General features: G+C 74.4%; 9 protein-coding genes. 4 read left to right on the forward strand and 5 right to left on the reverse strand.

Features of this window, described 5'->3' with window-relative positions; all coding sequences use genetic code 11:
* Positions 1 to 159 precede the first annotated feature (159 nt).
* Positions 160 to 3,930, forward strand: coding sequence for a S8 family serine peptidase (locus AB0M92_RS32620; protein WP_366105948.1), 3,771 nt, complete (start codon positions 160 to 162; stop codon positions 3,928 to 3,930).
* A 103-nt stretch (positions 3,931 to 4,033) separates the two neighbouring features.
* Positions 4,034 to 5,887: a protein phosphatase 2C domain-containing protein gene (locus AB0M92_RS32625; RefSeq protein WP_366105949.1), complete on the forward strand. Its 1,854-nt coding sequence runs from the start codon at positions 4,034 to 4,036 to the stop codon at positions 5,885 to 5,887.
* 78 nt (positions 5,888 to 5,965) lie between these two features.
* On the opposite strand, the gene AB0M92_RS32630 is transcribed toward AB0M92_RS32625, so the two are convergent.
* Positions 5,966 to 6,181, reverse strand: coding sequence for a hypothetical protein (locus tag AB0M92_RS32630; RefSeq protein WP_366105950.1), 216 nt, complete (start codon positions 6,179 to 6,181; stop codon positions 5,966 to 5,968).
* Positions 6,182 to 7,115: 934 nt separating this feature from the next.
* Here AB0M92_RS32630 and AB0M92_RS32635 point away from each other — a divergent pair.
* Complete coding sequence (locus AB0M92_RS32635) at positions 7,116 to 7,466, forward strand: ATP-binding protein (RefSeq protein ID WP_366105996.1); 351 nt, start codon at positions 7,116 to 7,118, stop codon at positions 7,464 to 7,466.
* 37 nt (positions 7,467 to 7,503) lie between these two features.
* On the opposite strand, the gene AB0M92_RS32640 is transcribed toward AB0M92_RS32635, so the two are convergent.
* Positions 7,504 to 8,565 (reverse strand): DUF2637 domain-containing protein, encoded by a 1,062-nt coding sequence (locus AB0M92_RS32640; RefSeq protein WP_366105952.1) that lies wholly within the window; start codon positions 8,563 to 8,565, stop codon positions 7,504 to 7,506.
* 203 nt (positions 8,566 to 8,768) lie between these two features.
* Positions 8,769 to 9,620, reverse strand: coding sequence for a (2Fe-2S)-binding protein (locus AB0M92_RS32645; protein WP_366105954.1), 852 nt, complete (start codon positions 9,618 to 9,620; stop codon positions 8,769 to 8,771).
* Positions 9,621 to 9,764: 144 nt separating this feature from the next.
* Between AB0M92_RS32645 and AB0M92_RS32650 the strand changes: the two genes are divergently transcribed.
* Complete coding sequence (locus tag AB0M92_RS32650; protein WP_366105955.1) at positions 9,765 to 10,430, forward strand: GntR family transcriptional regulator; 666 nt, start codon at positions 9,765 to 9,767, stop codon at positions 10,428 to 10,430.
* 98 nt (positions 10,431 to 10,528) lie between these two features.
* Here the strand turns inward: AB0M92_RS32650 and AB0M92_RS32655 are convergent, their stop codons facing one another.
* Together AB0M92_RS32655 and AB0M92_RS32660 are read right to left on the reverse strand one after the other, a co-directional pair.
* The gene (locus AB0M92_RS32655) at positions 10,529 to 11,317 is read right to left on the reverse strand and encodes a hypothetical protein (RefSeq protein WP_366105956.1); all 789 of its coding nucleotides are present in this window, start codon (positions 11,315 to 11,317) and stop codon (positions 10,529 to 10,531) included.
* 176 nt (positions 11,318 to 11,493) lie between these two features.
* The gene (locus AB0M92_RS32660) at positions 11,494 to 13,173 is read right to left on the reverse strand and encodes a PucR family transcriptional regulator ligand-binding domain-containing protein (protein WP_366105957.1); all 1,680 of its coding nucleotides are present in this window, start codon (positions 13,171 to 13,173) and stop codon (positions 11,494 to 11,496) included.
* Positions 13,174 to 13,402 lie beyond the last annotated feature (229 nt).

Raw genomic sequence — 13,402 nt, forward strand, 5'->3', positions numbered from 1 at the left:
CGGCCACGGCGCAAACCCGCCGCGGACATCATCGCCGCACCTCCCGCCTCTCTGCCAGGGTGACGCCACCGCAGCACCAACATCCGCCGGTCAGAAGCCACTTGCGGGCAGCTTTGCCGTGCAATGCAGCAGTTGGCCGGAATTCACCTGGGGAGAGCGATGCGCCCGATATCGCGTACGGCGGTGGGAGCGGCCGCCGCGGCCGTCCTGGCCGTCACCGCCATCGGCCCGTCGGCGGCACAGCCGATCGACGGAGCGCCCGGCGGAGCAGGGAAGAGACCGATCACGGGGAGCGAAACGGCCGGGGGACAGCCCACGGCCACGGTCACCGTGACCCTGGTCACCGGCGACCGGATCCTGGTCTCCACCGACCCGGCCGGGCGCCCCGCCGCCACCGCCATGCCGCGCGAGGACGGCTCGCAGCCGCTCGTGCAGACGCGCCAGAACGGCAAGGACCTCTACGTCTACCCCGAGAGCGCGGTCAAGGCCCTCGCCGCCGGCAAGGTCGACCACGAGCTCTTCAACGTCACCGGCCTGATCCGGCAGGGCTACGACGACGCCCGCACCAAGAAGCTCCCGCTCATCGCGGTCTACGACGGATCCCCGGACCTGGCGCGCAGCACGCCGCCCGCCCCCCGCGGCGCCGAGCGCTCCCTCGTGCTCGGCTCGATCGGGGCCGTCGCCCTCGCCGCCGACAAGCAGCAGGCCGCCGCCTTCTGGGCCGACGTCACCGACACCCGCTCCCGCGCGGCCGGCGGTCTGAAGAAGCTGTGGCTGGACGGCAAGGTCCGGGCGAACCTGGAGCGTTCGACGAAGCAGGTGAACGCGCCCGCCGCCTGGGCGGCCGGCTACGACGGCAAGGGCACCAAGGTCGCCGTCCTCGACACCGGCACCGACCTGGAGCACCCGGACCTCAAGGGCCGGGTCTCGGCGTCGAAGAACTTCACCGACTCCGACACCGACGCGGACCGCCAGGGCCACGGCACCCACACCATCTCCACCGTCGGCGGCTCCGGAGCCGAGAGCGGCGGCGCCAAGAAGGGCGTCGCGCCGGGCGCCGAACTGCTGAGCGGCAAGGTCCTGGACGACCAGGGCTACGGCCTCGATTCGTGGATCATCGCCGGCATGGAGTGGGCCGTCGAGAGCAAGGCCGACGTGGTCTCCATGAGCCTCGGCGACCCCTCGCGGACCACCTGCGACGACCCCATGTCGGCCGCCGCCGAGCGGCTCGCGCAGAGCGGCTCCACCCTCTTCGTCATCGCCGCAGGCAACTCCGGCCCCGGCAACAACACGGTCTCCTCGCCCGGTTGCGCGCCCAGCGTGCTCACCGTCGGCGCCGTGGACCGCGACGACACCACGGCCTCCTTCTCCAGCCGCGGCCCCGCCGGACTCCAGCACACCCTCAAGCCCGAGATCGCCGCCCCCGGGGTCGGGATCTCCGCCGCCGCCATGGGCGGGCGCGGGGTGTACGCGTACCAGTCCATGTCCGGCACCTCGATGGCCACCCCGCACGTCGCGGGCGCCGCCGCCATCGTCAAGCAGCGCCACCCCGACTGGACCGCCCGGCAGGTCAAGGCCGCCCTCGTCGGCTCCGCGAACTCCGGTGTCCCCGGGGACGTACGCCAGACCGGCGGCGGCCGCCTCGACGTGAAGGCGGCCGTCGACACCACCGTGACGAGCGCCCCGGCCGTGCAGGGCGGCTCGTACGCCTGGCCGCAGGACCGCAGCGACCGGACGGGCGTCGACATCCCGTACACCAACGCGGGCACCCGGCCCGTCACCCTGGACCTCGCCGTCGAGAAGGTCACCGGCAACGACGGCTCGGCCGTCCGCAGCCGGATCGCGGCCCTGGACCGCACTGCGGTGACCGTCCCGGCCGGCGCCACCGTCAAGGTGCCCCTCGCCCTCGACCCGGCGGCCCGGCTGGAGCGCTCCCAGTACGGGGACGTCACCGGACGCGTCGTCGCCACGGCCGACGGAGTGCACGTCTCCACGCCCTTCTCGCTGTACGTGGAGCCGGAGACCGTCACCCTGCGGGTGAAGCTGATCGACCGCGCGGGCAAGCCGGCCGCCGGACCCTCCTCCCTCGACGTCATCGGCACCGACGACGCCAGCGGGGAGCGCCGCTTCAACGACGGGGCCGCGGACCAGGTCTACCGGGTGCGCCCGGGCTCCTACTTCCTCTCCGCCTTCGTCGGCACCCCCGACGCCGGCGACGGGGCCGCGCTGTACGACTCCCTCGCCTACCTGGGCCGCCCCCAGACGGAGGTCAAGAAGGACACCGTGGTCGTGCTGGACGCCCGCAAGGCGGCCCGGCTCTCGATCGCGACCGACCGGCCCACCGAAGCCCGCAGCACCACCCTCGCCTTCTCCCGGTACTGGGACCGGTCCTGGCTGCACGCGGGCACGGCGATGGGCGGGCGGACGATCCGCGGGTACTACGCCTCGGTCGAAGGCCGGGCGCACGAGGGCGAGTTCGAGTTCGGCAGCTACTGGCGGGCGGCCGCTCCGCTGATCTCCGAGCTGAAGGTCGCGGGCGGCCCGGCGCTGCACCCGATCACCGCCTCGACGGGCAGCGACAACCTCGACGGAGCGGGCAGCGCGCCGCTGGTCGACGCGGGCGCCGGTACGCCCGAGGAGCTCGCGGCCGCGGCTGTGAAGGGTGCGATCGTCCTGGTCAAGGCGGTGGACGGCTCGTTGTACGAGGTCGCGGACCACGCCAGGGCGGCCGGTGCCAAGGCCGTCCTCGCCCACCGCGAGGCCCCCGGCCGCTGGACCGGCTTCACCGGCTACACGGGCGGCTCGCTTCCGGCGCTGACCATCGAGCGCGGGGAGGCGCAGGCACTGCTGGCGCGGCTCGCCGCGGGCAAGGTCACGCTCAACTGGAAGGGCGGCGCGAGGAGCCCCTACGTCTACAACCTCGCGCAGGTGGAGCAGGGCGAGGTGCGGGGGGACCGGACCTACCGGGTGCGGGACCGCGACCTCGGCGCGGTGGAGTCCACGTACCACTCGATGGGCGTCGCCGCCGACTTCACCGACCTGACCGGCGCGTACCGGCCGCTCGGCAACGCCGTGTACTTCGGCGGTCTGGACACGGTCGCCGTACCGGGCGAGCGCACCGAGTTCTACTCCGCCGGGGACACGGCCTGGGACCACCTGGTCTCCAGCAGCTTCCCCTGGGGCGAGCTCATGACCGACCGGCAGCGCACGTACGCCAAGGGCTCCGAGCGGAGCGAGAGCTGGTACGACGGGGTCATCGGGCCGGTCGCCGGGCGTGACCTCGCGGGCAGGCCGCAGCTGGCCGCCGAGCGGCAGGGCAACCTGATCGGCTTCGCCTCCGCGATGTGGGGCGACAGCGGACACTTCGCGCAGCCGGGCTCCTTCGGGGACGCCGGGGGGCTGGTCCTGAAGCGGGACGGAGAGCAGATCGGCGACAGCTGGTACCCGTCCGGGGTCTTCGAGGTCCCGGCGCAGGAAGCCACGTACGAACTGACGCAGCAGATCGAGAAGTTCGGGCAGCCGGCGCGGACCTGGCAGCGTTCGCAGGCGGTGACCACGACGTGGACCTTCCGCTCGCACCAGGATCCGGCCCAGTACTCCCAGTCCCTCCCGATCCTGTTCCCGTCGGTCTCGATCCCGGCGGACGGCATGAAGACGCTGCCGGCGGCGAACGGGCAGACGATCGGGCTGGGGGTCACGGGGCACGCGGGGTACGCGCCGGGGGCGCTGAAGTCGGCGAAGCTGGCGTACTCGTACGACGGTGAGCACTGGACGCAGGCGGCCGTCACCGAGCGGAACGGGCGGTGGTCGGCGGTCGTCGACCACGCCGGCGCCGAAGCCGGCCGGCAGGTTTCGCTGAAGGTGGAGCTCACCGACGTGAACGGCGCGGCCGTCGCCCAGACGGTCGTGCGGGCGTACGACATCCGTTAGGTCGTACGAGAGATACGGAAGGGGTCCACCGGGCGGCGGCCCGGAGGACCCCTTTTCGCGTATTCGACGTTTTCTGCCGCTGCGGGGGGCCAAGAATGGGCCCATGAGTCAGCAGGGCGCGGACGACTGGTGGCAGAAGCTGTACGGAACCCCGGACCCGGACCCGGCCCCCACCCCGGACCCGGGCGACACCCTGGAATCCCGCTTCCGCTCGGCGTCGTCCCTCACACACCGGGTCCCGCACCAGGGCCCGCCGGGGCCGGCCGGGTCCGTGGCGCCGGGAGCCGAGCCGCCGGGAGCCGAGCCGCCCGCGCCGCCGGGAGCCGCGCCACCCCCGCCCGCCGCCCCTCCGGGCCCCGCCCCGTCCGTGCCACCGGCGGCCGGGGCCGGGCGCCGGCCCGGGGCCGTACCGCCCGAGTGGGGGCCGGGTTCCGTGCCGCCGGTGCCGCCGGTGCCGCCGGTGCCCTCCGTGCTGCCCCGGCCGCGCCGGGAGGCCGATCCGGAGCCGGGGCCGCCGCCCCGGGACCCCCGGGAACCGGGGATGACGGGGTACGGCCTGGGCAGTGTGACGGTGCCGCCGGTGCTCCCGGAGGAACCGTCCGAACGGCCGGTCCGGCACTGGGGCGCCCGGCCCGGCCCGGCCCCCGGGACCACTCGCCCCGATCCCGATCCCGAGGCCGCAGCCGCGACCGGTCCGGGAACCCGGCCCTGGCGCGAGCCCTCGCCCGGGGCCGGCCCCGCACGCGATCCGGGCTCCGACGCCGAGCCTGCGGCTCCGTGGGAGGCCCCCGGCGGCCGGCCGGTCGCCGGTCCGCGGCCCGGCTCCGAGCCTCCGGCCGGTCCGGGAGGGCCGTCCCGGACCGGGACAGGCCCCGAGCCGTCGACCGGACCCGGCGCCGGGACGAGCGCGGACCGGGAGGCGGACGCCGGCACGGAGCCTGCGGCGCCATGGGAAGCCCCCGGTGCCCGGCCCGGCTCCTGGCCTGCCGAGGCCCCGCCCGCGGCCGATGTGACGGCCCGCGCCGACGTCCGGCCGCTGGCCGGGGATCCCGTTGCCGGCGAGCCCTGGTCCGGGGCCGGTGTCGATGCCGGTGTCGGGGGTGGGGAGCGGCCCGTCGTGGGGTTCCTCGGGGACCGGGCGCCCACGTACGCCGCCGAGCCGGGGGCCCTGCCCGTCGCCGATCCCGGGGCGCTGGACGAGCTCGTGCCCGACACCGTGCTCGAAGGGGCCCGGCACGGGGCGTACACCCTGCGGGCCACCTCCGTGCGCGGGGACTCCGCCCGGTTCCGCGGCGAGGCCCGGCGGGACTTCCTGCTGACCGCCCGCTTCGGCACCGGCGACGACGCCCTCGTCGTCGCCGCCCTCGCCGGAGGCGACCGCTCCGCCCCCGGGGCGGCCGAGGCCGCCGCCGAGCTGTGCCGGTGGATCGCCTCCGCCGTCGGCCGCAGCCGCGAGCGCCTCGCCGACGACATCCGCGCCGGCCGGCGCGAGGCCCTGCGCTCAGGGCTCCAGCGGCTCACGGACCGCGGCTACGGCCGCCTGCGCGCCCACGCCGCCGAGCTCGGGCTCCCGGAGGAGGCGTACACCGCCGGCCTGCGCGTCCTGCTGCTCCCCATCGACCCCGAGTGCAAGACCCGCGTCTGTTTCGGCTCGGGCGCCGGCGGCCTGTTCCGGCTCCGGGACGGAGCGTGGCAGGACCTGGAGCCGGAACCCGCCGGGGACTCCGCCGACGGGTTCCGGTTCCGCGCCGCCGCGGCCCGGCCCCGCGACACCCTGCTCCTGTGCTCCGGCGGGCTCGCCGACCCCATGCGCGAGGAGGCTCTGCTTTCGGCCGAGCTCGCGGCCCGCTGGGCCGACCCCGAGCCCCCCGGCCTGGCGTCCTTCCTCGCGGACACCCAGCTCCGCCTCAAGGGCTACGCCGACGACCGGACGGCAGCCGCCGTCTGGGAGGCGTGATCGCGCTGGTGCGGGGTGCTCGCGCGGGAGCGGCCCCGCAGCACATGGCTGCGGGGCGCCCAGTGGGGTTGCGTAGGGTCAGTCGACCATCTGCCCGTCCTTCGAACCGCCCACGCACGTCATCCCGACCACCTTTCCGCCGGCGTCCGTGCACTCACCCGGGGTGAGGCTCTCGGTGTGGGCGGTGGCGGTGGCGTTGTGGGTGGCGGCTGTGGCGGTGGCGGCACCTGCGAGGCCGAGCCCGGCGAAGGATGCCGTGGCGATGACGGCGACGAAAATTCGTCGAATGCGCATGTGGGTCCCCTTTCGAGGATTGGCTTGGTTGGGCCACTGACCAGCTTGATCTTCACCCGTTCGGGCGGCGCGTTGGGTTACTCCATTCGGGTGAATCCGGTGGAGCCGGACCGGCTGCCGGCGGGGTGCGGCGTTCACCGTCGGCACGGGCATGTGCAACGTGTGGGCGGCGCGCTATCTTTCCCCGAACGGAAAGCGGCGCGCGGTGCGCCGGTCGCGGCCGTCAAGTGGTGTCGATGCCGGGTGACGGCGGTTCTCCCTGCTGATGGGAGATTTCCTCACCCCGGTGCAGTACGACCTGCCCGTCAAAGTGGTCCTCTTCGACAACTCACCCTGCGAAATGGCCTAGTTGCAGATGCCGGTTTCCGGCCTTCCTTCGTGCGGAACGGCCCGCCACCACCCGGATCGCGCGGCGACCGGCCCTGCGGCGGGGGCGTTCGGAGCCCGGGAGGAGGGGGCCCGGGCAGCTCGCGGGGGCTCTGAGGGGCGGGTTCCGGCACGAGGGGCCCGCCGCGGTGGACGGGGCGACCGGTTTCGGCGCCCTGTCGGTTCCCACCGGGATCGGTGTCGAGAGGGTGACCGGTTTCGCTCTTTCCGACGAAGGACCCTGCTTCGAAGTGGCGCGGGAAGGATGATCCGGATGGCTCGATCCGGCCCGTGCGACGTGCCGCCCCCGCAAGCCCGCAGGAGTGCGGATTGCCCCGGCGGGCATGCATCCCCGTAGACCAGTTCGAGACCACGGGAACTTACGGGGGAGGACATCGCCGTGCGGGTGGGGGCGAAGACCGGGAAGCAGTGGGGGAGAGGGCGGCCAGAACCGCGTGAACCGTCCGTCCAGGACGGGAGAGCGGTGGACGCGCTGGAGATCACCCGAAGCATACGCCGGGCGGATCACAAGGCGGTGGGCGAAGTGCGCAGGGCGTTACGGGAGTTGATGCGCCACCGGTGTCCGGCCGATACCGCCGAGGTGGCCGAGCTGCTGATCACCGAGCTCGTCACCAACGCCCTCGTCCACACCGACCAGGGCGCCGAGGTGTCCGCGAGGCTCGCCGCGGACCGGCTGAGGGTGGAGGTCCGGGACTACGTCTCGCGCCGGCCCCGGCCGTACGTACCGACCGCCGACGACGGTACGCACGGCCGGGGACTGATGCTGGTGCAGGCCCTCGCGGACGCCTGGGGCGTGGACGCGCCCGTCCAGGCGGGCGGCAAGGTGGTGTGGTTCGAGTTGGGCGGCGCCCTCGGGGGCCGGGCCTACTCCGGGGCGTACGACGCGGGGCCCGCCTGAAAGGCGGGCCCCGTGGGGTCGTTCCGGCGTGCGGTCATCAGCCGAACTGCTGCTCCAGATCCTTGAGTTTGCGTTCGAGCGAGTCGAGACGGGGGATGGTCTGGGTGTCGTCCTCGGCGGTCAGGTCCACCGTCCGATTGCCGGTCACCTCAGCGGTCTCGGGGCCGTGTACGGCCTGCAGGGAGGGCCGGCGGGGCGGGGCGGGCAGCTGTCCCGTTTCCGGTATGGCCGGCTCCGCGCCGACCGGCGCGGAGCCCGACCCGGGGGCCAGCCCCGGCACGTCGACCTGGCGGGCGCGGGATCGTCCGAACGCCCGGTTCTGCCTGCCCAGGGCCTTGATGCGGGCCCGGTCCAGACGGTTCTGATCGCGCCGGCGGTGGCGGTCCTGCTCCCGCTCGCGCTTGTCCTCGCGTACCTCGTCCACCGCCTCGTCGAGGGTGCGGACCCCCTCCAGCAGCATGAGCGACCAGGCGCCGAAGGTCTCCCGGGGGGCCCGCAGCCAGCGGACCATCCGGATCTGCGGCAACGGCCTGGGGATCAGGCCCTGTTCGCGCAGGGCGGCCCGGCGGGTCTGCTTGAGGGCGCGGTCGAAGAGGACGGCCGCCGAGAGCGACATGCCGGAGAAGAACTGCGGAGCGCCGTCGTGCCCGATGCCCCGCGGCGCGTGCACCCAGTTGAACCAGGCGGCCGCGCCCGCGAACAGCCAGACCAGCATGCGGGAGCCGAGGGCCGCGTCTCCGTGGCTCGCCTCGCGGACGGCGAGCACCGAGCAGAACATGGCGGCGCCGTCGAGACCGAAGGGGACCAGGTATTCCCAGCCCCCGGAGAGGTTCAGGTTCTGCCGGCCGAAGCCGACGAGCCCGTGGAACGAGAGCGCCGCGGCGACCGCCGCGCAGCAGAACAGCAGGACGTAGGAGGCGGTTCCGTAGACGGCTTCCTTGCGCCGCCGTCGTTCTTCGCTGCGCTCCCAGGTGTCTTCGGCCGCGGCCTTCTCGCCTTCCCGCTTGCCCCGGGCCAGTACCGCAACTGCCGCAAGTACGCCCAGGATCAGCAGGCTGCCGGGCAGCAGCCAGTCCAGCGATATGTCGGTCAGTCTCATGCGGATGTCCCTTGCCTCTGCCTCGCGTGTGCGGCCTTCGGGAGCCATGGTGACGCAGGAGATCGGCCCGGCATGCGGGTTTCGGGGCAAGTGGACGCCATCGGGGGGTGGGGCCCGCCGGATAGGGTGTTGTGGCTCGAACTACCGCTCGTACGACCGGAGTCGAGTTCGATTACGGTCAGTCGTACGAGTGGGTTCAGAGGTCAGGCGGCAGCCGTGAGGCGGACGATGCGGTCCGCGTCACAGGTGCGGGGACAGGTGGTGCAGGTGTCCTCGGGCCGGATCGTGTAGAAGAGGCAGCAGCTGGCCCGGTCCCGGGTCGCCAGCCGTTCGCCGCGGGGGCCGGAGAGCGTGCGGAACGCCGCGCCGGCGGCGTACGGGGCCGTCCGGCCGGGCAGCAGCGCCTCCAGCTCGGCCATGGCCCGGTCCTCCTCGTCCACGAGCTTGCCCAGGTGCCAGACGCCCGAGACGATCTCGTCGGTCACCATGCCCCACAGGGCGCGGCGGCCGCGCCGCATGCGCGGGCCGAAGCCGTCCAGCAGCGGTTCGAGGTGGTGGGCCACCGCAGCCCGTACCTCGGCGCGCAGCGCCTCCTCGTCGGGCACGACACGGGCCCCGGGGAGAGCGGCCGCCGGATCGTCCGGCAGGCAGGCGAAGGACTCGACGCGCACGCTCATGCGGCCCCGGGTCCGGTGGAACGCCACGTCCCGCGCCGACAGGCGGGGTACCCGGCGGTCGAGGAACCAGGGGGCCGTGATGAGCAGGCAGGCGGGCCAGGCGTACCGGTGCAGCCCGAAGGTGGCCACCACGTCGGGGCGGGCCTGGCGGCCGTAGTCCCGCAGGACCTGGGCGTCGTCCCAGGCGAGGTAGCCGTCGACCTCGGCCCCGCCGGCCGCGAGCGCCTCCGCGCCGATCCACCCCACACCGCGGGGGGCGGGCTCGTGCGCCGCGCGTTCGACGACCCGGAGGCGGTCGTACGCCTTCGACAGGCGTGCGTACGCGTCCGCCACCGGGGAGCCGGCCGGGGGCAGGGCGACGACGGAGCTGTCGGGCATGGCGGGACCACCGATTCACACGGGCGAAAGTAAGAGAGGTAAGCCTTACCTTAGCTGATCTAGGGCGGCCGTACCAGCACCTGCCGGACCGGTTCGCCTATTCTCGGGAGGCACGCGTCAGGTCGAGACCCCGAGGAGGACCGAGTGCGCGAAGCGGCCCGCGTCGGGGTGGAGGCGCTGATTCCGGCGCAGAAGGTGCTGCGGCATTCGGTGCGCGGGCAGGTGCTCGACGCGCTGCGCGCGGCGCTCGTCGACGGGGAGCTGGTGCCGGGGGAGATCTACTCCGGGCCCGCTCTGGGGGAGCGCTTCGGCGTCTCCGCGACGCCCGTGCGCGAGGCGATGCAGCAGCTGGCGCTGGAGGGGGCGGTGGAATGCCTCCCGAACCGCGGCTTCCGGGTGCTCTCGCGTACGCCGCGGGCGATGGCCGAGCTGGCGGAGGTACGGGCCCTGCTGGAGGTACCGGTGGTGCTGCGGCTGGCCCGTGCGGTCCCGGCGCAGGCCTGGGCGGCGCTGTGGCCGGCGGCGTCGGCGGCCGCCGGGGCCGCCGAGGCCGGTGACCCCGCGGGGTACGCCGACGCGGACCGGGCCTTCCACCGGGAGCTGCTGTCGCTGGGCGGGAACGAGCAGCTGGTCTCCGTGGCGCAGGACCTCCACCGGCGGTCCCGGTGGCCGCTTCCCGGCGTTCCGCGGGCCCGGCGGGCGGAGCTCGTGGCGGACGCGGCGGAGCACACGGTTCTGCTGGAGGCCCTGATTGCGGGTGATCTCCCGCTGGTGGAGCAGGTGCTCCGCAGGCACTGCGGCGTGGGCTGAGCCGGGGCGGCCCCGCGGGGGCGGCCCAGCGGGGCCGTTGCCCCACCCGCCGCGGCCCCGGACATCCCGGCCGCCCCCGGCCCCGCCTCCGCCCCGGCCTACACGCCCGCGGGGCTGGGCCTGTCCGGGTGGAGCTGGTCCGCCAGCCAGGTGGGGATGCCGCCCAGGAGGTGGAACAGGCGGCGGGCCTCCGCGCGCAGGCGGGCCGCTTCCGGTTCCTGTTCGGCTTCGGCCAGGGCCGCCAGCGCGGGGGCCGTACCGATCAGGAAGCCCAGGTCCTCGCGGATCCGCAGGGACTCCGCGAAGCCCTGGCGGGCCTCCGCCACCTCCCCGTCCCGCAGCGACAGCGCCGCCAGGTGGCGCCAGGTGAAGGACAGCAGCAGGGTGTCCCCGTGCGCCAGCGCCCCGGCATGGGCCCGGCGGTACGCGGGACGGGCCGACTGCGGGGCGTCCGCGAGGTGCTCCGCGACCAGCCCCCGCCGGAAGTCCAGCAGCGGGCGGGTCCGGGATCCGGGGGACAGCAGCGCCGCCGCCCGGCCCAGCGCCGAGCGGGCCTCGTCCGAGCGGTCGCGGACCCCGAGCACGGTCGCCGCGTACGCCAGCTGCCCGCGCTCGCAGGCCGCCGCGCCCCGCTCGTCGTCGTCGTGGGCCACCGCCTCCGCGACCCGCAGGGCGTCCTCCGCCTCGGCCCAGCCCTGCCCGGTGAACAGGCACCGCTCGACCAGCAGCGCGGTCCGCTGCACGGCCGCGCCGGCGTCGTGCAGGTGAGGCGTCAGCAGGGCCGCCGCGTCGCTCCAACAGCCGCGCGAGCGCAGCCGCCATATCGCCCGCTGGAGGGGATCGTCTCCCCCGGTAGATCCGGCACCGGACATGGCGGTATCCGCCACATTGCCCTCCCCAAAGCAACCAAGCAGCACGTCGTTGAGCCCTGGGGCGAAATGAGAGCACGGATCGGAGCCTTCGGCCAAGGGGTCGGGTGAACTCTTTCACAAAGTCCGGACGACGTGTCAGGGGCCCCGCGCCGGCTCCCGGCCGCGCGGGCGGCCCCCCGGGCCGGATCCGCTCAGCTCATCCGCAGTGCCAGGAAGAAGTCGAGCTTGTCCTCCAGCCGCGAGAGGTCACGCCCCGTCAACTGCTCGATTCGCCCGACCCGGTACCGCAGCGTGTTGACGTGCAGGTGCAGCCGCGTCGCGCAACGCGTCCACGAGCCGTCGCAGTCCAAGAACGCCTCCAGCGTCGGGATGAGCTCCGCGCGGTGGCGGCGGTCGTAGTCGCGCAGCGGGTCCAGCAGGCGCGCCGTGAAGGCGCGGCGCACGTCGTCCGGGACGAACGGCAGCAGCAGCACGTGCGAGGCCAGTTCGTGGTGGCCGGCCGCGCAGACCCGGCCCGGGCGCGCCGCGGCGACCCGGCGGGCGTGCCGGGCCTCCTCCAGCGCCCCGCGCAGCCCCTCGGCGGAGTGCACGGCCGCGCTGACGCCCAGCGTGAGTCGGCCGTCGTCGGCGAGGCCCGCCTGCAGGGGTTCGCGTACGACGGAGAGCAGCTCGTCGGCGTGCAGGGCGCGGTCCGGGCCCTTCTCCTCGCCCGGCTCCGCGGGGAGCGCGGGCAGCGGTACGAGGGCGATGGCCTCGTCGCCGGCGTGGGCCACGGCGATGCGGTCCGAGGGCTCGGGCCCCGAGACGGACGGGTCGACGAGGATCTCCTCCAGCAGCGACTGGGCCACCGGGCCGCCGGGGATGTCCCCGCCGTCCCAGTCGACCCGCGCCACGACGACCTGCCAGTGCGGGGCGGTGCCCAGCCCGGGCAGCAGCACCGGGGCCGCGACCCGAAGGCGGGCCGCGATCTCGGCGGGCGCGGCGCCCGTCTGGACCAGCTCCAGCACCTCCTGGGCGAGCCGGCGGCGCACCGTACGGGCCGCGTCGCGCCGGTCGCGCTCGACGGCGATCAGCTGGGTCACGCCCTGGAGCAGGTCGAGCCGCTCGGCCGGCCAGTCGCCGGCGTCCGCCTCGACGGCCAGCAGCCAGTCCGAGAGCACGCTTTCGCGCACGTCACGGGCCCCGGGGCCGCCCGGGCCGCGGCCCGCTCCCCTGATCGGGAAGAGGGAGTACGTAATACCCTGGATGGAGATCCGGTGCGGGCCCCTGCGCCCGGTGCGGACCGCCGCCAGGTGTTCTCCGGCCAGGGCCGCACACACGCCCGGCGCCAGGGGTTCGCCCGCGCCGGCGATCTGCCGGCCCGTGGGGGACAGCACCCAGGCGCGCAGATCGAGGTCGGTGGTGAGCAGATCGAGCACCACATCGGGTCCACCGCCCGCGGGACCCGAGGTCATCAGGCGGCGATGGCGGTCCACGACCGCCGCGAGATCGCCCGCGCGCTCGCCGGAGACCTGCCGCACCACGTACTCCGTGATCGTGGCGAATGCAACGTCTTCGTTCACAGCGAACAACGGCAGCCGGTTGCGCCGACAGGCTGAAACGAGATCGTCGGGGATGTCCCCGAGCTCGGCCTCGCCGGCCGCGAGGCCCGCGACGCCCGCACTCGCGAGGATTCGTACGAACGGCTCGGAATCGGCCGAATTTCTTCGCCACGCCAGGCCGGTGAGGACGAGTTCGCCCCCGGTGAGGTATCGGCTGGGATCTCGTAGGTCGGTCGTCATGACGCCGCGGACCGTCCGGTCGAGTTCGTCCTCGCCGCCCAGCAGCCGCAGCCCCAGCGCCTCGGTTTCCAGCAGTGCGCGCAGCCGCATGGTGTCGCCGCCGATCTGTCTCGAATGTTGCCGTTGGAAATCGGGCAGGTCGTTGCATCCTGCCTTTCATACGAATCTACAAGACGAGGGAGGCCGCCAGCCAACTCCTTCATGGTTTCGGTGACTGCACCCGAGGGACGCACGGCTTGTGTACTGACTCCACACCGCGTTAACAGCACGTGAACGACCAGTCGAGGGCCCGAGGGCCTCCTGGCTTGAAGTGAACGAC

This window comes from Streptomyces sp. NPDC051582 (assembly GCF_040681715.1).
Lineage (GTDB): Bacteria > Actinomycetota > Actinomycetes > Streptomycetales > Streptomycetaceae > Streptomyces.

Coding starts and splice junctions, on each gene's coding strand:
- AB0M92_RS32620 (WP_366105948.1), top strand. CDS start 160: ATGCGCCCGATATCGCGTACGGCGGTGGGAGCGGCCGCCGCGGCCGTC.
- AB0M92_RS32625 (WP_366105949.1), top strand. CDS start 4,034: ATGAGTCAGCAGGGCGCGGACGACTGGTGGCAGAAGCTGTACGGAACC.
- AB0M92_RS32630 (WP_366105950.1), bottom strand. CDS start 6,181: ATGCGCATTCGACGAATTTTCGTCGCCGTCATCGCCACGGCATCCTTC.
- AB0M92_RS32635 (WP_366105996.1), top strand. CDS start 7,116: ATGCGCCACCGGTGTCCGGCCGATACCGCCGAGGTGGCCGAGCTGCTG.
- AB0M92_RS32640 (WP_366105952.1), bottom strand. CDS start 8,565: ATGAGACTGACCGACATATCGCTGGACTGGCTGCTGCCCGGCAGCCTG.
- AB0M92_RS32645 (WP_366105954.1), bottom strand. CDS start 9,620: ATGCCCGACAGCTCCGTCGTCGCCCTGCCCCCGGCCGGCTCCCCGGTG.
- AB0M92_RS32660 (WP_366105957.1), bottom strand. CDS start 13,173: ATGCGGCTGCGCGCACTGCTGGAAACCGAGGCGCTGGGGCTGCGGCTG.